Source organism: Streptomyces atratus (genome assembly GCF_014648655.1).
Taxonomy (GTDB): Bacteria; Actinomycetota; Actinomycetes; order Streptomycetales; family Streptomycetaceae; genus Streptomyces; species Streptomyces atratus.
Genome location: NZ_BMRN01000017.1, coordinates 1 through 16,903 on the forward strand (window position 1 = coordinate 1; position 16,903 = coordinate 16,903).

Consider the following 16,903-nt stretch of genomic DNA (forward strand, 5'->3'; position numbering starts at 1 on the left):
CAGCGAGGCCGACCACGCCGAACTGCCCCTGCCCGACGATCTGCACCCGGACCCCGCCACCCACCGGCGCATCGGCGAACGCTTCGCCCACCTCGCCTTCGGCGGCGGCCCTTTCACCATGGAGAACCACTGACCGGCTGTCGGACAGGAAGGCCGAGCCAGTGCGCCCCGCAGGCATTCAGAGTGCCGTGTGGATGCCGCAAGCCCCTGGTCCAGTCTGCGATCGGGTGTGGTTGTACAAGCGGGCGACGGCCAGGATGGGGTCAAGGAGGCCGTCGCCGCACTGTGGGCGGTGTCTGAGAGGCGTGCAGCTGGAGTACTGCGCCGCTGCAGGGAGGCCGAGCCGATCCCGAGCGGAAACCCCAACGTGCACCACGCCATGAAAGAACACGGTCTGTCAATCCCCTCGAACTGTGGAGATCTTCTAAGCGGCCGGCCCCAGAGCGGAGTTGGCGCGGTGGTCGTGTTCGCAGGGGAACAGCCTCCACAGGTCCGGCCTGGCACTGATCCGCACGTCGGCGGTGCGCACGTACCTGATCTTGATCCACGCACGGGAGCGGACGCCGCGTGAAGCTCGGCGAGCAGGAGGCGGTGCGGCTGGGCGATGACGTCGCCCTCATACCACCGGCCCAGTCCGCGCCAGCAGGTCCGTCCGGATCGGAACCTCTGCTCCAGCGGCAGCAGTTGCCCGCTGATGTCGTTGGAGAGCACGCACAGGATGCCCTGCGGACGCAGCCGATCGAGCACCGGCTTCGGGCCAGACGCCCTCTCAGGCCAGGCCTGCAGCCGAGGCTCGATCAGCTCCCACAACTCGTCGTCCACGATCCGCGGCCGGTTCCCGACACCCCATGAACGGCGGAATCGTCACACCGGTCACACCTCACCAGCGCACCTCGACATGACCGTGTGACGAGGTCAAGGCGGCGGGACGATCGGCCTTTGCGTGCCCATGGCCAAGGAAGACAGTCCTGGTGCGGTGGCCGTCAAGGGAGCGGAAAGAGCCAGAACGAAGTGGTGGGGTAGCGGGGAACTTGGCTGTACGCCGACAATGCGGTCACCCTTCACCGTCCGGGGGCCACCGGGCTCCCGGGCCGAACCGAGAGGACCGACCATCACCATGCGCAAGCCTCTCCTCGCCACCCTCACCGCCGTGGTGCTCGGCGCCGCCGCCTTGGTAGGCACCACGGGCACGGCAGCCGCAGCACCCGACCGCGCGAACGGGGCGACTCCCACTGCCGCGACGGCCGCCGTGCACCCCGACCGTACGCCCGCCTCGGTGACAGCCACCTCCTTCGCCGGCACCGTGGCGCTCAGCAACTGCTCAGGCTCCCTGGTCCGCATGCCGAACTCGCAGGCGACGGACCCGGGGCTGGTCATGACGAACGGCCACTGCCTCGAAACTGGCTTCCCGAGCGCGGGTCAGGTCATCACCAACCAATCCTCCACCCGCAGCTTCACGCTGCTCAACGCCTCGGCCGGCACCGCCGGAACACTCAGGGCGAACAAAGTCGTCTACGCGACGATGACCGACACGGACGTCACGCTCTACCAACTGACCAAGACCTACGCCCAGATACAGCAGTCCACGGGAATCGCACCGCTGACGCTGTCCGCGGCCCACCCGGTGCAGGGGCACGCGATCGACGTGGTCTCCGGCTACTGGAAGCGGGTCTACTCCTGCTTCGTCGACGGATTCGCGTACCGCCTCAAGGAGGGCCAGTGGACATGGAAGGACGCCGTCCGCTACACCCCGGAGTGCCAGGTCATCGGGGGCACCTCGGGCTCCCCGGTCATCGACACGACGACCGGGCAGGTCACGGCGATCAACAACACCATCAACGAGAGCGGTGAAAGCTGCACCCTCGACAACCCCTGCGAGGTGAGCGAGCAGGGGGCCGTCACCATTCGCAAGGGGATCGGGTACGCCCAGGAGACCTACGGCATTCCCGCCTGCTTCACGACCGGCAACAAGCTCAACCTGTCGGCCACGGGCTGCACGCTTCCGAAGCCGACAGCGGTATCGGCACGCTGAGTTGACGCCTGAGGGGCAAGGGAAGCTCGTCCACACCCCCGCACTCCGGGGCCCCTCGCCTCGAACGGCCCCCACAACTCATCTGGCACCAAACGCTCAACGATCCCCACGACCGACTACCGAACGCCCCAAATGAGATGACGTCTTAATGGCCCTGCGGGTGTTCTCCTCAGAACCATGGCCAACACGATTCCTGCCCCTCAACCCGTGCGGGGAATGTCTCAGGATCGACACGGGCGGCCAAGTGTGTGCAACCCATGCGTACCGCTGAAGTTCGACCACACGCCTGAAGGGCCAGGCCGAAGGGCGCTCCGGTCGCTCATTGAGGTTTTCGGGGTGGGGTCGGTGTTGTGAGCGTCAGTCCGGTCCCAGCCAGGCATCCGTCGACCCGTTTTGCGCTGCCGGGCTCGCGTCAGCGGGAGGGTTCGATTCCCCAGGCGGCGGCTCGGGCGGCGGCGGCCGCGCGGTTGGGGAGGTCGAGCTTGGCGAGGATGTGCTCGACGTGGGTCCCTACGGTGCGCGGCGTGATGTACAGCCGCTCCGCGATCTCCCGGTTGGTGCGGCCGGCGGTCAGTTCGGCCAGCACCTGGAGCTCCCGTGGCGAGAGTCCGCCAGGCCGCCGCGCGTCCGAGTGCCGCGCGTCCGCGGCGGGGTCGGCCGCGGCAATCTCCTCGGGCGGCAGGCCTGCGCGGGGGTCGACGGCCGCGGCGAGGGCCTCGGTGAGCAGGGTGACCGCGGCGCGCGCCGGATCGGGCGTGCGCCGCGGCCGGCGGGTGCTGACGTTCAGCATGCCGACGTACCGGCCGTCGGCGGCGAAAAGGCACTGGGCCACGCCGTCCTCGATGCCGAGGGGACACAGCACCTCCTGGAAGCCCGGGGATGCCGCCAGGAGCTGCCAGGGGACGTCCCTGAGCCAGAGACCGCCTCGGGCCGGGCTGCGGAGCACGGCGAACACCGGGTCGTGGTGGAGGCGGGTCTCGATGTAGGCCGTGGCGTCGTCCGGGTAGCTCCCGGCCAGGGTGGTGTGGCGCCGGCGCAGCGGATCCCACCGGGCCAAGGAGGCGTGGTCGTACTCCAACACCTCCGCCAGCGCCGCCAGGACCGTGTCGACGCCGGTCGCGCCGCTCGTGGCGCTCCTGGCGGCCTCACGGACGCAGACGGCCGCGTCCAGGATGTCCGCCTTGCTCCGCTCCGCTGTCATCCTACAAGGATGATCATGTGCCCGGAATACGTCAATCGCGAAGGGTGTCGTGCACGACCTGCCCGTCCACGACGGTGAGGACGACGGGCATCTCCGGGATGTCGTGGGGGTCGGCGGTGAGCAGGTCCCCGTCGAGCACGCAGAGGTCGGCGACCTTGCCCGGCTCCAGGGAGCCCTTCCAGTCGTCGGCGAAGTCCTGCCAGGCCGCATCGATCGTGTACGTACGGATCGCCTCGGCCAGGCCGATGCACTGCTCGGGGCCACTGACCCGGCCGGCGGCCTTCGACTCGCGCAGCATCATGGTGGCGACGCCCTGGCGCCAGTCCGGGGACGTGACGGGGGCGTCGGACCCGCTCGCGACCCGCACGCCGGCGTCGATGGCATCGCGGTAGGGCCATGCGTACGCGGCCCGCTCGGCGCCGACGAACTCCTCCTCCATGTCGGCGACGGTCCACTTGATGGTGGGGTTCATGTTGACGCCGAAGCCGTGCGCGGCCAGCACCTTCATGCTGTGCGCGGTGAGGAAGTCGCCGTGGATGACGTAGTGGCGGGCGTCGGGCCGCGGATGCTCGGCCATGGCTGCGGCGAAGGCGTCCGCGACGGTGTCGCAGGCCCGGTCGCCGGTGACGTGGACGCCCAACTGGTGCCCGGCGGCGTGGGCGTGCCGGATCATGGCGTCGATCTCGGCGGTCCGCTCGGTGTCGGTCTCGCCGCCGACGCAGAGGGAGCCGCAGCCGCCGCCTATGTACGGCTCGTGCATCCAGGACGTCTTGTTGGGGACGATGCCGTCGGCGAAGATCTTGACCCCGAGGATCGCGAGGCGGCGCGGATCGGCGTCGCCGGGCTTGCCGAGTGCGGTGAGGGTGCGGGCGAACTCCTCGGCGGTGCTGGCCATACCGGTGGGCAGGAGCAGGACGCCGAGGCGGGCGGTCAGTTCGCCGTCGGCCAGCAGCCGGCGGTAGACGTCGAGGGTTTCCGCACCCAGCGCGCCCCGCATGATGCCGTCGCCGCCGGGGCCGAGTCCGGGCTCCGTGTAGCTGGTCACGCCGAGCCGGGCGAGCGTGGCGAGGTTCGACCTGATCGCGTCGGTCCGCTCCTGCCTGCTGAGCGGCGGCAGCGCGTTCTGGACGAGGGCCTGGGCCCCCTCGTGGAGCAGCCCGGTCGGCTCCCCGGCTTCGTCCACGACGATGGCCCCGCCGGGCGGCGCGACGGTGTCCCGGTCTACCCCGATGAGCTCCAGTGCCTTGGAGTTGACCCAGGTGGCGTGCCCGGAGAAGGAGTAAAGGACGACGGGGTGGTCCGGGCTCACGGCGTCGAGGTCACGCCGCGAGGGCAGCCGCGACGGATCGGAGACGCACTCGTCGAGGTAACCGGTGTCCCAGCCGTGCCCCGTGATCCACTGCCCGCCCGGAACCCGCCCGACCGCCTCCCGTACCGCCTCGGCCACATCCGTGAGGGAGGCCACGGCGGGATGGCCGAGGTCGAGGGAGAGCGGCGGCGTCGCCATGCCGAAGGCGCATCCGTGCAGATGGGAATCGTTGATACCGGGAAGCAGCGTCGCCCCCCGCAGGTCGACGACGCGGGTGCCGGGTCCGACGAGCGGCGCGACGTCGTCCCGCCCGCCGACGGCGCTGATGACCCCGCCGGTCACCGCCAGCGCCGAGGCGACGGAGAACTCCGCATCGACCGTGACCACCCGCCCGCCGAGAAACACCAGATCCGCATACGTGTCCACAGAAGTTCCTCTCGAAAACCGGGCGCACCACTGCTACCCGCGAACGATCTCCTGAGGACTATGGCCACGCCCCCACCCCCCGCACATCGGTCATCCCACCGATACACGCTCTCGCGGTGGCAGGCTGACGCCTCGTGCACCGCCTGGCGCCACCCGTGCGCCGACCGTGGGGCACGGGGCCACCGCCCGGCTAGCCCACCCGCCCTTCCGGGGGCATCGGCGCCACCGTCAGCCCCGAAACCCCCGTGGCGCCGCATTGACCCAGGTCGACAACAGCATATTTCCGCAGGTCAGGGCGGTCACCCTAGATCCCGGCACAGAGAAGCCACCTCACAGGGTTGCACGAGGCGCCATTATGGTTCCACAACTCCCGCACTCCCCCTGCCACTTCATCCTTCGAACGGGAGGACTCCATGCCTTCTTCTGTCATGCCCAAGTCCAGGTGAGGTGACGGTCACCCGTCGTCGGCCGCCGTCTCCACCGCCGTTCTGCGCAAGTCCTACGGCCGACCACTAGAACTCAAGCCTCGCCCGGGGTTTCGTGCCGGCGGCTGCAGGTGGCTACCGCTCCCGGCGGACTATGGCGGGGGCGTGTGCGGCGGTCCCGGTGGGGCTGCCACTGTCATGCGGGGTGCCCAGTCCTGCGTTACTCGCTCAGCCCCACGACGCCCCAGCCCCGCCGGGTGGCCTCGGTCAAGACGCACCCCCAGTCCTCCATCAGGTCGGTGAACTCGTCGAAGTGCCCGACCCGTGCACCGGGTACGGCTGCGTGCTCGGTGAAGGCCCCGCGCAGACCGCCGAGCCGGGGCCGTACCTGTTCCCAGGTCGCGGCCAGCTCCCGCACGCTGTCAGGCGACCGCGCGAGCAGCACGCCGTAGAAGAGGGTGGGGTCGTCGGTGAAGAAGCCCGGGTCCGTGTGCGGTGCCTCACCGTCCGGCCCATCCCAGATCAGCCCGCACAGCAAGGTGTCCAGCCCGGTCCGGACCTCCGGGTCGGCATGTTCGCGGACTCGTTCCCAGCGGTGCCCCGCCCAGAAGTGCGCCTTGAACGAGCCGCAGGTGCCACGGAATTCGTAGATGTCGAAGAACGCGCCGTCGGGTCCGCCGGGCTGCTCCCATTCGCCCTCTACGGCGGACTCTTCGCGGCGCCACAGCCCTGTCTCATCGGCGTACCAGGCGTCCCTCAGCCGTTCCAGCCGCTCCCGGGGGTGAACCTCGCCCAGCCATGACCAGTCGGCGATCATCACACTTATGTCCAGTCCCATGGCAGTGAGCGTACTGACGGCCGCCTGCTTTCCACGGGGCCGGCTGTACCCAGCCGTTGCGCCGGAGTGCGGCCGCACAACGTCCCGTCACGCGAGCCGGGTCCTGTCCCGCACACTCTTCAGTGGAACCGGACCAGGACCGGGACACGGATCTCCTCGGCGTCCCGTATGACCATGTACTCGATGATGACCGGCTCGCCCGGGACTTCGAGGGAGTGCCGAACCTCGAAGTCGTCCATCGCATCGCCGGGCGGCTGCCTGCCGAGATCGATCGCGCCACCGACCTCGATGGCCAGGGCGCGCAGGAAGTTCGCGGTCTTCCCGCGGAGACCGACGGGCATGCCGAGTACGGTCCGTGCCGGGATCTCCTCGGTCCAGACGGTCCAGCTCACTGAACTCCGTCCACGAGCAGATCGTCAACGGGTACGAGAGAGCGGCCGGTTGCGGCATTGGCCCGGCTCTGGTCGGCAGCGGGGGCACGGTGGAGCATGGCTACCTTCCACCACTGGTGCATCACAGCCAGTCCCGCACTCTCCTCGGCAGCCAGGACCTCGGTGTAGAAACGGGCACGCTCGGAACCGGTCAACGCGTCACCTGGGCGTTCCACGGCGCGGTGCGCCGCATGTTCCCGGAGTCGGCTCCGTCGGCCTTCCCGTCGGTGCTCGCATCGGCGCTCGGGCAGGGCGCGACAGCCGCGGCGGCCGGCGTGCCGGCCGTCCCGGCGTCGTCGGTCGGCTGCGGGAGCGGCCGGCGGACGCAACGGGCGGTGGTATGAGCGTCTGGGCGGCGCTCGCGGCCCGGCGCGGGGAGCTGACCGTCGGGGACGTTTCGGTGTTCGTCGCTGCCGTAGCAGGGGTGCAGACCGCGCTGTCCGGCCTGGTGAAGTCCCTGACCGACATGCACCACCTGCTCCTGATGATGCGCCAACTTCTCGCGATCGTCGGGGCCGGCGAGGACTCGGACGACTCCCCGGCAGACGCGCTTCCGCTCCCGTCACTGAGCTGCGGCATCGAGTTCCGGCACCTATGGTTCCGCTACGACGAGGAGCACCCCTGGGTGCTGCGCGGTGTGAACCTGTTCCTGCCGCACAGCCAGGCCGTGGCTCTGGTGGGGGCCAACGGGGCGGGCAAGAGCACTCTGGTGAAACTTCTGTTGACTGAGTGTTTGGTTCGCTGGTTCCTGTCTGGTTCCGGTTGGTCAGGTGCCGCGCCAGTTGGGGTGACGTCGCCGGTGAGGCGGCGGGCCATGAGGTCGATCACCGCGAGGTGGATCACGGCCTCGGAGCGGTGCGGGTGTCGTTCGTAGTCAGGTGTCGTGCCAGGTACCCAGGACGTGCTTACCGCGCGTGCCCTACGAGCTGTCACCTGAGACAGCCGAAAGGTCCGCAAGCGCCTACCGCTGGACGACGCCCCCTTCTTGCTGTTTGCGATATCGGAGCGCTCAGGTCAGCGGGCTACCGTTCCCAAGAAGTGATTTGACGGCTGTTGGTGGGACCTTGCACTGGTTAGCGGGTTATGTCGTGAATTTGTAACGGCGTCGGGTGGGGAGCAACGCGCGGGGCAGCCGGCTCATCTGGATGGTCAGCGAGGCGCACCGGGCGCCTTCGCGAAGGGGTGGGTCTCACCAAGTGGGGGATCCGCGGGAGGGAAGTCCATGACCAGGACGAAGAAGACCGGGGTAAAGACGCGGGGCGGCCGCATGGCTGTGATCGGTGCGCTGGGTCTGGCCTCAGTCACCCTGGCCGCCGCGCCGGCGTTCGCCAAAGGTGCTGTGGACATCACGGCGCCGCACACGGCGCATGTCGGCAAGACCATCACGGTCAAGGCGCACGGCGGCGATGACAGCGCCGGCTACCTGCATCAGCTGTGCCTGGAGGTGAACGGCTTCGGCGAAGGGTGGCACCAGGAGAATTGCAGCGCCGCGGTCAAGGGCGACGCGCGGGTCACTGCACACGGCACGTCCGCGCGCCGCGGCAACCTGGAATTCCGTGCGGTGCTGTACGGCCTGACCAGCCCGCACGACCAGAATCCCGTGCGCTTGCACGCCTCTGACGTGGTGACGGTGCACGTCCGCTGAACCAGCAGCGCGGCCGTCAAGGACGCTCCTGCCTCCGCCTGCGCCGGCAGGGGGCAGGTTGTCCCGCGGTTCCTCACACCGGCTGCCGGTCTCGCTGTGTTCGCCACCGCCGGCTTCGTTCATTCGTTGCGTCAGCAGTTGTCGATGAGTTTGGACAGCGCTTGCCGATCTGCGGCGCGTCCGTTGTTCAGCAGTTTTGACGGCAGCCGAGACTGAGTGGGTCGGCCCGCCCTGTAGCCCGGCTCCGGTAGTCACCAGTAGTACTTCGTTACCTCTACCGATCTTGCCCGGTAGGGGCCCCTCCTCGACGATCTGCGACTCGACGTCGTGCTGTACTTCGCCGTGGCGAAGGGGGCGACGACCGAGGTTACGGTGGCACAGGCGGCCGGAAGGCGACGGACGCGGAGGCGACCACTCTCGACGGGGTGATGAGCACCCGGCGCGGAACGTGGCCGGCCTTCCGCTCTCTGCTGCCGACCGGACGTGGGACCTCGCGCTGCCGGACACCGAGACGACCCGGGCCCTCTTCACGGAGGGGAAGATAAAGTCCTTCTGGGCCTCACCTTCTCGGGTCGCCAGCCGGACTGGCCCGCTTCCTGAACTCCCGAGGCGCGCTCAGGCCCTCCGCAGCTCCGCGGCCTCGTCGCGGGCCCGGGTCGCGGCCGGGTGGTCGCCGGCCTGGGTGTGCGCGGTGGCCAGGGTATCGAGGGCAACGGCGAGCCAGGTGTGGGAGCCGATCTGTCGCCAGAGCCTGATCGCGGCTTCGGCGCGTCCGCGGGCGAGCGCCGGGCGGCCGGACGCGAGTTGCGCCTCCGCGAGGGCGTACAGCGTGGCCGCCTCTCCCCAGAGGTTGCCGAACTCCCGGTACGTCCACAGACTCTGCGCGAGCAGACGGCGCCCTTTCCGATGCTCGCCCTGGCGGACCAGGACGTCCCCGAGCCAGCAGGCGGCGTGAGTGGCGGTGAGGCGGTCGCCGAGGTCCGCACTGATCGCGACCGCCTGCCGGTAGGCGTCGGCAGCGGCCGGGTAGGCGCCGAGCGCGCGGTGGCTCTGGCCCAGACAGCGCAGGGCCTGGGCCTCCCCGGGCCGGTAGCCCGCGACCCTGCTGGCCCGCAGGCACTCCGTGAATCGCTCCACGGCGGCCTCGACACGGCCTTGCTCGAGGTCGATGACGCCAAGGCCGTTGGTGGCGTACACGAGACAGTTGACGTTGCCCGCCTGCCTGGCCAACTCGGCGGCCTTCTCAAAGTGGAGCACGGCCGAGGAGTACTGGCCGAGGAGCCGGTGCACGTACGCCAACCCGGCGGTCGCCCCCGCCCGGTAGGTCGGCCCCTGTCCTTCGGCGAGCAGCAGCGCCTGCTCGAAGTGGTTCAGCGCCTCCGGATACCGGTCGAGGATGGTGGTGAGTTCGCCGAGGCAGCGGTGGAGCTTCGCGGCGCTGTGCCGGTCGCCGCTGCTCAACGCCGCCTTGAGCGCCCGGTTCTGCAGCCGCTCCCAGTCGTCGAAGTGGCCGCCGACCTGGAACAGGGTCGTGAGGGCGGTGGCCAGCCCGGCGGCGGGTGCGGCTTCCGTCCTGTCCAGCGCCTGCTCCGCCACGTCGATGAGGAACTGACGCTCGTCGGTGAACCAGGCCAGCGGGTCGGCGAGCAGATGACCGGTGTCCGCCGGGGAGACCCGCCAGGAAACCAGCTCCGTCTGCGAAATGCCCTGGAAGTCGACGCTGAGGGTGTCCGCGGCGAGGTCGGCGAGGTGGAGGCTGGCCGCGAGCAGGCGGGTGAGTGCGGCCGTGCGGTCCCGGTGTCGGACGGCACGATCCGCGCGCTCCCGACCGAACAGCCTTACCAAGTCGTGCAGTTGATAGCGGATTCCAGTGGCGCCGACCGATCCGGCCTGCACCAGGTGCACCTCGACCAGATCATCGAGAACGGCCTCCGCCTCGGACAGGTCCACGTCCAGCAGCGCGGCCAGCGCCCAGGCGGCGAAGTCGGGGCCGGGCAGCAGGGCGAGCATCCGCAGCGCGTGCTGGGTCGGCGCGGCCATCTGCTGGTAGGTGAGTTCGAGGCTGGCCCGTACGGCGATGTGGCCGACGGCCAGCTCGTCGAGCTTGCGCTCCTCGTCGGCGAGGGCGCGGGCCACGTTGGCCAGGGGCCAGTACGGTCGTGCGGCCAGTCGCGCGCCGGCCACCCACACCGCGAGCGGAAGGCCACCGCAGGTCTCCACGATGGAGCGGGCCGAGTCGGGCTCCGCGTCGGTCCGGTCCGGGCCCAGCATCTCGCGCAGCAGGGCGAGCCCGGTCGGGGAGTCCAGCACGTCCAGGGGGAGCCGACGGCAGCCCAGCTCCGCCATCGTCGTGCGGCTGGTGACGACGGCGGCGCACCGCACGCCGCTCGGCAGCAGGTCGCGCACCTGCTGGGACCCGGCCGCGTTGTCCAGGACGACGAGCACCTGCCGTTGGGCCAGCAGGGAGCGGTAGAGATGGATGCGTTCGGTCAGTTCCGCGGGCACCGTCCCGCCGCGGACGCCGAGCGCGCGGAGGAAGGTGCCCAGGACCGTGAACGGATCGGCCGGCTCGTCGCCGAAGCCGCGCAGGTCCGCATGCAGCTGACCGTCCGGGAAGCGGGAGGCGAGCCGGTGGCCCGTGCGTACGGCGAAGGCCGTCTTGCCGACCCCGGCGGGGCCGGTGACCAGCAAGGTGAGCGGCCCCGGGCCGTCCCCGTCGAGGAGCCGGCAGGCCTCGTCCACCTCGGCGTCGCGGCCGACGAACAGGGAGAGGTCCGCCGGCAGGAGCCGGGGGACGAGCTGTCGACCCGTCACGGGGTTCACGGCAGCGCCGCTGTCGTCTTCCGCTTCCTCGTCGGCGGACGGCGCGTCGACGAGGGCGGCGGCCGGATCGGGATCGCCGGACAGATCCGGATCCCCGGCCAGGATCCGCCCGTACAGCCGCCGCAACGCCGCGCCGGGGTCGACCCCCAGCTCGTCGGCGAGTCGCCGCCGGGCGCGCTCGTACTCCTCCAACGCCTCAGCCTGCCGCCCGCACCGGCACAGGGCGAGGACCAGTTGCCCGATCACCCGCTCGTCGAGCGGATGTGCCTCGGCCCGGGCCACCAGTTCGCTCACCATCCGATCATGCTGTGCCCGGCGTAATCGGACGTCGACCAGCTCCAGTTGGGCGGCCAACCGCTCGCCGTCGAGGAGCTGGCGCTGCGCGTTGAACCACGGGGTGTCCACTCCGGCGAAAGCGCTGCCCCGCCACAGCCCCAGCGCCTCCCGCCACAGCGCCTCCGCCTGCTCGTCCCCAGCCGCCCGTCGGGCCCGGTCCGACAGGTCCCGGAAGCGGTGCGCGTCCACCAGCGAGGGATCGGCCGTGAGCCGGTAGCCACCGCCCCGCTCGCGTGCGATGGTCGTGCCGTCACCGGCCAGTACGGTGCGCAGCCGGGAGATGTAGCCGTACAGTCTCCGGCGGCCGTGCGACGGTTCGACGTCCCCCCACACCCGGTCCACCAGCGCATCGAGCGACACGGCGCGGTCCGCGTCGACGAGCAGCGCCGCCAGCACGCGCTGTTGCATCGCGTGCCCGACATCGACCGGGACCCCGTCGCGCCGAACCTCGATGCTCCCCAGGATCTCGAAGCGCGTGTCCATCACACCCCCTCGTCATGCCCGCACCCGCACGTACGCCACACCCTGAGCGCCACCAACCAGTGATTCAAGGCGCATTCAAGCTTTTCCGAAGGCTTCCCGATGCCCGTCCCGGCACGGTGAATGCGCCGGCACAGAGGTGGCCCATTCACCGAGGGAGAAAAGCATGGCAAGACGCATCGTCCAGGCGCTTCCGGTCTCCGCATCGGCCGTCGGAGCGCTGATCACCGCCCCCGCCCAGTCCAACGCGGCGGCCTCCGCCTGTCCGTCTCCGCCCACGTGGACGGGGTCTGCGGATACCAGGGAACCGTGAAGAGCGGCACGCCGCTGCGGACCGGACCCTCGAGCACCTGCAGCGGCCGCTACATCAGTGGGGCCGTGGCGGTGAGCTGCTGGTACGCGAACAGCGCCGGCAACATCTGGTACGCCACCCCGCACTACGGGACGCTCCAGGATGGCTGGACCTATGGCGGCAACTTCACCGAACTGAGCATGACCCTCGACGACGAGAACTACTGAGACGGTTGGTGATTCGCATGATGCGCAACGTTTCCCGGTTCGCGGTGGCCGCCGTCGGCGCGGCCGCGACGGTCCTCTGGTTCGCCACGTCGGCGCAGGCCGATGCGGTGGTGGACAACGGATACGCCAGGGGCGGATTCATCGGCTACGGCGACAAGATCTGGGTCGAGCACTACGAGGGCCGCACCAGTTCCGTCGAGTGGTACACGGACTACGGGCGCTCGGGCTCGTGCAGCGTGACCGTCCCGGATGTCAGCAAGACCTGCAACTACGACATGCGTGAGGACGGCACCATCACCCTCTGGATCTGCACGACGGGCCCGGGGATCGGTTCGGACGAGTGCAGCATCGCTGTGACCGACCGGATCAACAGCTGAGCCCAGCGGTCGGACGCCGGCGAGGGGCCCCGGTGTCACGGGGGGCACCGGGGCTGCCCAATGCGGGGTGCGATCGAAGACGACCCATGTCTGTGGCTGGAAGACGTCTCGGGTCAGGCCGCGCTCGCCCGGGTGGCCGAGCGGAATGCCGAGACAGCGCAAGCCCCGCCCGGTTGGGCCGCTATGGACCTGCGCGCCCGAAACAGCGAGGCCGGCAGGGTCGGGGACTGGCGCGGTGGCTGTCGCTCCGTTTCCAGTCCCCGACGCTATCAGGGCGCTTCTTCTGCATCACCTCGCCGACCAGATGAAGATGCCCACTTACGAGAAGACGTTACGTTTGAGGCCGTTCGGCGGTGCGCCGCACACGAAAGACCCGATGTGTCCCGCCGCCGTGACACTGTCGCGGGACGCACCGGAGCTGTGCGAGGAGGTCAGGCGCCGCGCTCGACCGGACCGATGAGGGTACCTGTGGCCACCTTGAGCTTGCCCTGGGCGAAGGACGTGCCGGGGATCTCCCCGTCCGGAGCCTGGAGCGTGAACGACGCCTCCCCCGCGGAGGTGCTGCGGCCGCTGCTGGGGACCTGGATATCGAAGTGCACCGGGTGACCCGGACCGAAGGTCACCACGGTTGCCTGGTTGCCGTAGTGGCCGGCGGCGACCCCGATATCCGAACCGCGGTCCGAGAAGCGCACGTTGGTGGGCGAACCGGCCAGCTTGCACGGGTCGTACCCGCGCGGCGCGATCAGCGTCACGCGGTAGTGGTGGTGCCCTGCGCTGGCGGGCGCCTCGGTGATCTTCGCGGTGTGGTTGGCCGGCCGGCAGGCCGAAGGGGCGACGCTGCCGGCCGTTGCGGGCGAAGCCTGCGCGACTCCCGCACCAGCAGCACCCGTCAGCACAGTGGCGGCGACGGTGACGGCGAACTTCCAGTTCATACGCATCCTGAACACTCCTTGCCTTGCTCAATGGTCCTGCGGGTGCTCTCCATCAGAACCATGGTCAACACAATTCCTGCCCCTCAACCCTCGCGGAGAATGTCTCAGGATTGACACGGCCGTGCGGCCAGGTGCGTGCAACCCATACATACTGTTGAAGTTCGACTGCGATGGCGAGTTCAACTCGTACTCGCACGTCTTCCCTCACGCGGTCGCGGTGGTTGAAGACGTTGGACACCGTGCCCGCCGAGGCAGCCCTGCGCGGCCAGGCGGCCTCTCCCTGGTCGGCGTGGACTCCCACCACGACCCTCCCCGCGCCAACCTCGCTCATCTGCGCCGCCGCCGCATCGAGGCGGTCATCCCGGAAAAGGAGGACCAGGCAGCGAACCGCAAGAAGACGGGCCGCCGCAGCGGACGGCCCGTCTCCCACGACGCCGAGCTCCACCGCGATCGCAACACTGTGGAGCGCCGCATCAACAAGATCAAGGCGTGGCGCGGGCCGGCCACTCGCTACGACAAGACCCTCGAGAGCTACCTCGCCGGACTCCACCCGCGCGACGCGATCATCTCGCTGCGCAGCCTCCGGCCTCCCACCTGATCAAGACCGGCAACAGGCCCTAACGACCTTTCGAACAGGATGAGTCACCCGTTTCTGCCCAGTAACAGCCACTGGGCAGAAACGAGCAGCGGCACGCCTCACAGGAGCCGGTGCATCCAGCCGTACCGGTCCTCGACCGCCCCCTCGTGCAGTGCGGTGAGCCGCTCTCGGATGCGCTGTGCAACCGGGCCGGACTCGTTCCCGTTGACGAGGAACTCCCCGGCGGCGTGCTTGACCGTCCCGACAGGAGTGATCAGTGCCGCGGTACCGCAGGCGAACACCTCGGTGAGTTCGCCGGATGTCGCCGTCTTCTGCCACTCGTCGATGGAGATGCGCCGCTCATCCACGCCGTAACCGAGGTCACGGGCCAGTGTCAGGATGGAGTCGCGGGTGACTCCGGGCAGCAGCGAACCGCTCAACTGGGGAGTCACAAGCCGCGCATGGGGGCCTGAGCCGAAGACGAAGAAGAGATTCATCGCCCCCATCTCCTCCACCCAGCGACGCTCCACCGCGTCGAGCCAGACGACTTGGTCGCATCCGTGCTCCGCCGCCAGCTGCTGCGGGGCCAGCGTCCCGGCGTAGTTGGCCGCGCACTTCACCGCACCCGTCCCGCTGGGCGCCGCTCTGACGTAGTCCTCGGACAGCCAAACGCTCACCGGTTTGGCGCCACCGGCGAAGTAGGAGCCGGCGGGCATGGCCACGAGCACGTACAGGTACTCCGTCGCCGCGGCAACCGTCAGCTCCGTGGAGGTGGCGATCATGAGCGGCCGCAGGTACAGCGACCGTCCTGCGCCCTCGGGCACCCATCGTTCGTCCTGGGCCACCAGCTCCCGCAGTGAGTCCAGGAACAGCTCCTCGGGCAGTTCCGGCATCGCCAGACGCCGTGCCGACCCACGGAAGCGGCGCGCGTTGACGTCCGGGCGGAAGGATGCCACGGAGCCATCGGGCTGCCGGTATGCCTTGAGGCCCTCGAAGACGGACTGACCGTAGTGCAGGACGGACGCGGTGGGGGCGAGCGCCAGCGGCTCGTACGGGCGAACGACTGCGCTGTGCCAGCCGCGGTCCCGCGTGTGCTCGATGGTCACCATATGGTCGGTGACATACTTGCCGAAGCCCGGGTTGTCGAGCACCTCCGCGACGCGCTGGGGGCTTGTCGGATTCGGGTTCCCTGTCCGGTCAAAGGGCAACGTCGTGAGCATGGGGGAAACCTCCACGGTCATACTCGTGCTCGCCCCTCGGTGCGTCTGGTGGCGACGAGCGGCAGATGCTTCATGCCGGCGATGAAGTTCGAGTGCAGGTGCTGCGGCTCGCCCGTCGGCTCGAAACCGGAGAACTGATCGAGGAGTTCCTGGAACAGCTCGTGAAGCGCGATCCTGGCGACCGCGTGGCCGACGCAGTAGTGCGGTCCGACGCCGAACGCCAGGTGATTGCGGGGATCACGCCGGATATCGAACTCGTAGGGATCGGGAAACACACTGCTGTCACGGTTCGCCGAGCCGATCCAGGCAGCCACGGGCTCACCCTGGCGGATGGTCACACCGCTCAGTTCGACGTCTGTCTTGGCGTAGCGAAGGAAGTGGCTGGCTGGAGAAGACCACCGCAGCGCCTCGTTGATGCCGCTCTCGAAGAGCTCGGGGTGAGCCGCCCAGTCGGCGTACTTGTCGTCCTTCGCCAGCTCCCCCATGGCCGCATTCGGAACGTGCGGTGTCGTGACATTCGCACCGAGGAGCAGGCTGTAGCAATTGGAGACGATCTCACTCGGACGCAGCTTGCGGCCGTCGTCCATCTCCATGGTGCGCAGGACGTCGATCAGATCGCCGTTCCCCTCACCCTTGCGTCGGCTCATTGACTGCTCGAAGGCGGCGAAGAGTTCACGATGTGCACGCTGGAGGGTCGCCTCACCGCCCTCCGGCATGATGAATTCCGGGTCGTCCGGGGCGATTGCCTGGCTCGTCAGATAGGTCAGCTGCGGCCAGTCGTCACGGTCGAGGCCCATCAGAGTTCCGGTGACTGCCATCGGCAGCGCCCCGACGACCTCGGCGAAGTCGAAAGCCTCGCCGTCCGGCACGCCGTCGAGCAGGCGCTTCACCTCATCGTGGATCTGCGGGCGGTGCCTCTCCAGAACCTTGCTGTTGAGCGCACGCTGCACCGGGGAGCGCATCTTCGTGTGCCGAGGCGGGTCCGTCGCCGGGAGCTGTTTGCGACTTGCGGGATCCTTCTTGCCGAGAAGGTTCAGCAGGGTCCCATGCTCGGAAGTGAAGACGCGATGGTCCTTCAGCACCCTCGCCACGTCGTCGTACGTGGTTGCCGACCAGTAGCCGAGACGCTCGTCGACCTGCTGCCAGTGCACCGGCTCCCGTTCGCGCATGGCGTGCCAGATGGCGTGCGGATCGCCCTCGCCGTGCACGGCGGGGTCGACGAGGTCGACCTTCTCCAGGTCGACGGGCTCCTGTTCGGCCGGCCGCGTCAGTTTCATCGGTCATCCCTTTCTGAATCGGGTTCGCGGTGCCATGGCATACGGGAGGCGGGGA

At 69.4% G+C, this 16,903-nt stretch carries 16 protein-coding genes and 2 pseudogenes; 8 read left to right on the top strand and 10 right to left on the bottom strand.

The window, feature by feature from the left end; translation table 11 throughout:
* Positions 1-133, top strand: a pseudogene (locus IEZ15_RS24985) (lipase); the annotation flags it as partial.
* Between the two features lie 476 nt (positions 134-609).
* Here IEZ15_RS24985 and IEZ15_RS47160 read toward each other — a convergent pair.
* Positions 610-822: pseudogene (locus tag IEZ15_RS47160) on the bottom strand (transposase); the annotation flags it as partial.
* Between the two features lie 295 nt (positions 823-1,117).
* Here IEZ15_RS47160 and IEZ15_RS24990 point away from each other — a divergent pair.
* Positions 1,118-2,032 (top strand): S1 family peptidase, encoded by a 915-nt coding sequence (locus IEZ15_RS24990; protein ID WP_114242535.1) that lies wholly within the window; start codon positions 1,118-1,120, stop codon positions 2,030-2,032.
* Positions 2,033-2,444: 412 nt separating this feature from the next.
* Here the strand turns inward: IEZ15_RS24990 and IEZ15_RS24995 are convergent, their stop codons facing one another.
* The 5 genes from IEZ15_RS24995 to IEZ15_RS25015 all read right to left on the bottom strand — a co-directional run bounded on the left by IEZ15_RS24995 (position 2,445) and on the right by IEZ15_RS25015 (position 6,817).
* Positions 2,445-3,233 carry a helix-turn-helix transcriptional regulator gene (locus tag IEZ15_RS24995; protein WP_189279450.1) on the bottom strand — a complete coding sequence of 263 codons (789 nt, stop codon included), beginning with the start codon at positions 3,231-3,233 and terminating at the stop codon, positions 2,445-2,447.
* Positions 3,234-3,264: 31 nt separating this feature from the next.
* Complete coding sequence (locus tag IEZ15_RS25000) at positions 3,265-4,968, bottom strand: amidohydrolase (RefSeq protein ID WP_189279451.1); 1,704 nt, start codon at positions 4,966-4,968, stop codon at positions 3,265-3,267.
* 645 nt (positions 4,969-5,613) lie between these two features.
* Positions 5,614-6,231 (bottom strand): hypothetical protein, encoded by a 618-nt coding sequence (locus tag IEZ15_RS25005; protein ID WP_189279452.1) that lies wholly within the window; start codon positions 6,229-6,231, stop codon positions 5,614-5,616.
* A 119-nt stretch (positions 6,232-6,350) separates the two neighbouring features.
* Complete coding sequence (locus tag IEZ15_RS25010; protein ID WP_189279453.1) at positions 6,351-6,623, bottom strand: hypothetical protein; 273 nt, start codon at positions 6,621-6,623, stop codon at positions 6,351-6,353.
* Entirely contained in the window at positions 6,620-6,817 is a 198-nt protein-coding gene (locus tag IEZ15_RS25015; RefSeq protein ID WP_189279454.1) for a hypothetical protein, read from the bottom strand. Before IEZ15_RS25015 ends, IEZ15_RS25010 begins: the two co-directional genes overlap by 4 nt.
* A gap of 185 nt (positions 6,818-7,002) precedes the next feature.
* Here IEZ15_RS25015 and IEZ15_RS47165 point away from each other — a divergent pair, with 185 nt between their 5' ends.
* Together IEZ15_RS47165 and IEZ15_RS25025 are read left to right on the top strand one after the other, a co-directional pair.
* Positions 7,003-7,536, top strand: coding sequence for an ATP-binding cassette domain-containing protein (locus tag IEZ15_RS47165; protein WP_373302615.1), 534 nt, complete (start codon positions 7,003-7,005; stop codon positions 7,534-7,536).
* 348 nt (positions 7,537-7,884) lie between these two features.
* Positions 7,885-8,307: a hypothetical protein gene (locus IEZ15_RS25025; protein WP_114242540.1), complete on the top strand. Its 423-nt coding sequence runs from the start codon at positions 7,885-7,887 to the stop codon at positions 8,305-8,307.
* A 615-nt stretch (positions 8,308-8,922) separates the two neighbouring features.
* Here IEZ15_RS25025 and IEZ15_RS25030 read toward each other — a convergent pair.
* Positions 8,923-11,949, bottom strand: a complete 3,027-nt coding sequence (locus IEZ15_RS25030; RefSeq protein ID WP_189279455.1) for an AfsR/SARP family transcriptional regulator — start codon at positions 11,947-11,949, stop codon at positions 8,923-8,925.
* Positions 11,950-12,112: 163 nt separating this feature from the next.
* On the opposite strand from IEZ15_RS25030, the gene IEZ15_RS25035 reads away from it, so the two are divergent.
* From IEZ15_RS25035 to IEZ15_RS25045, 3 genes are read left to right on the top strand one after another with little or no spacing between them, the layout of a single operon-like run.
* The gene (locus IEZ15_RS25035) at positions 12,113-12,259 is read left to right on the top strand and encodes a hypothetical protein (RefSeq protein ID WP_189279456.1); all 147 of its coding nucleotides are present in this window, start codon (positions 12,113-12,115) and stop codon (positions 12,257-12,259) included.
* Positions 12,256-12,465: a hypothetical protein gene (locus tag IEZ15_RS25040; RefSeq protein WP_189279457.1), complete on the top strand. Its 210-nt coding sequence runs from the start codon at positions 12,256-12,258 to the stop codon at positions 12,463-12,465. The genes IEZ15_RS25035 and IEZ15_RS25040 overlap by 4 nt, the downstream gene beginning before the upstream one ends.
* A 17-nt stretch (positions 12,466-12,482) precedes the next feature.
* Positions 12,483-12,842 (top strand): hypothetical protein, encoded by a 360-nt coding sequence (locus IEZ15_RS25045; RefSeq protein ID WP_114242543.1) that lies wholly within the window; start codon positions 12,483-12,485, stop codon positions 12,840-12,842.
* A 431-nt stretch (positions 12,843-13,273) separates the two neighbouring features.
* On the opposite strand, the gene IEZ15_RS25050 is transcribed toward IEZ15_RS25045, so the two are convergent.
* Positions 13,274-13,780, bottom strand: a complete 507-nt coding sequence (locus IEZ15_RS25050) for a DUF4232 domain-containing protein (protein ID WP_189279458.1) — start codon at positions 13,778-13,780, stop codon at positions 13,274-13,276.
* Between the two features lie 283 nt (positions 13,781-14,063).
* Between IEZ15_RS25050 and IEZ15_RS25055 the strand changes: the two genes are divergently transcribed.
* Entirely contained in the window at positions 14,064-14,372 is a 309-nt protein-coding gene (locus IEZ15_RS25055; protein ID WP_373302616.1) for a hypothetical protein, read from the top strand.
* Between the two features lie 98 nt (positions 14,373-14,470).
* Here IEZ15_RS25055 and IEZ15_RS25060 read toward each other — a convergent pair whose 3' ends face one another.
* Together IEZ15_RS25060 and IEZ15_RS25065 are read right to left on the bottom strand one after the other, a co-directional pair.
* Positions 14,471-15,571, bottom strand: coding sequence for a branched-chain amino acid aminotransferase (locus IEZ15_RS25060; RefSeq protein WP_189279459.1), 1,101 nt, complete (start codon positions 15,569-15,571; stop codon positions 14,471-14,473).
* A gap of 17 nt (positions 15,572-15,588) precedes the next feature.
* Positions 15,589-16,848: a cytochrome P450 gene (locus tag IEZ15_RS25065; RefSeq protein ID WP_189279460.1), complete on the bottom strand. Its 1,260-nt coding sequence runs from the start codon at positions 16,846-16,848 to the stop codon at positions 15,589-15,591.
* Between the last annotated feature and the right edge of the window lie 55 nt (positions 16,849-16,903).

Coding starts and splice junctions, on each gene's coding strand:
- IEZ15_RS24990 (WP_114242535.1), top strand. CDS start 1,118: ATGCGCAAGCCTCTCCTCGCCACCCTCACCGCCGTGGTGCTCGGCGCC.
- IEZ15_RS24995 (WP_189279450.1), bottom strand. CDS start 3,233: ATGACAGCGGAGCGGAGCAAGGCGGACATCCTGGACGCGGCCGTCTGC.
- IEZ15_RS25005 (WP_189279452.1), bottom strand. CDS start 6,231: ATGGGACTGGACATAAGTGTGATGATCGCCGACTGGTCATGGCTGGGC.
- IEZ15_RS47165 (WP_373302615.1), top strand. CDS start 7,003: ATGAGCGTCTGGGCGGCGCTCGCGGCCCGGCGCGGGGAGCTGACCGTC.
- IEZ15_RS25025 (WP_114242540.1), top strand. CDS start 7,885: ATGACCAGGACGAAGAAGACCGGGGTAAAGACGCGGGGCGGCCGCATG.
- IEZ15_RS25030 (WP_189279455.1), bottom strand. CDS start 11,949: ATGGACACGCGCTTCGAGATCCTGGGGAGCATCGAGGTTCGGCGCGAC.
- IEZ15_RS25035 (WP_189279456.1), top strand. CDS start 12,113: ATGGCAAGACGCATCGTCCAGGCGCTTCCGGTCTCCGCATCGGCCGTC.
- IEZ15_RS25045 (WP_114242543.1), top strand. CDS start 12,483: ATGATGCGCAACGTTTCCCGGTTCGCGGTGGCCGCCGTCGGCGCGGCC.
- IEZ15_RS25050 (WP_189279458.1), bottom strand. CDS start 13,780: ATGCGTATGAACTGGAAGTTCGCCGTCACCGTCGCCGCCACTGTGCTG.
- IEZ15_RS25060 (WP_189279459.1), bottom strand. CDS start 15,571: ATGCTCACGACGTTGCCCTTTGACCGGACAGGGAACCCGAATCCGACA.
- IEZ15_RS25065 (WP_189279460.1), bottom strand. CDS start 16,848: ATGAAACTGACGCGGCCGGCCGAACAGGAGCCCGTCGACCTGGAGAAG.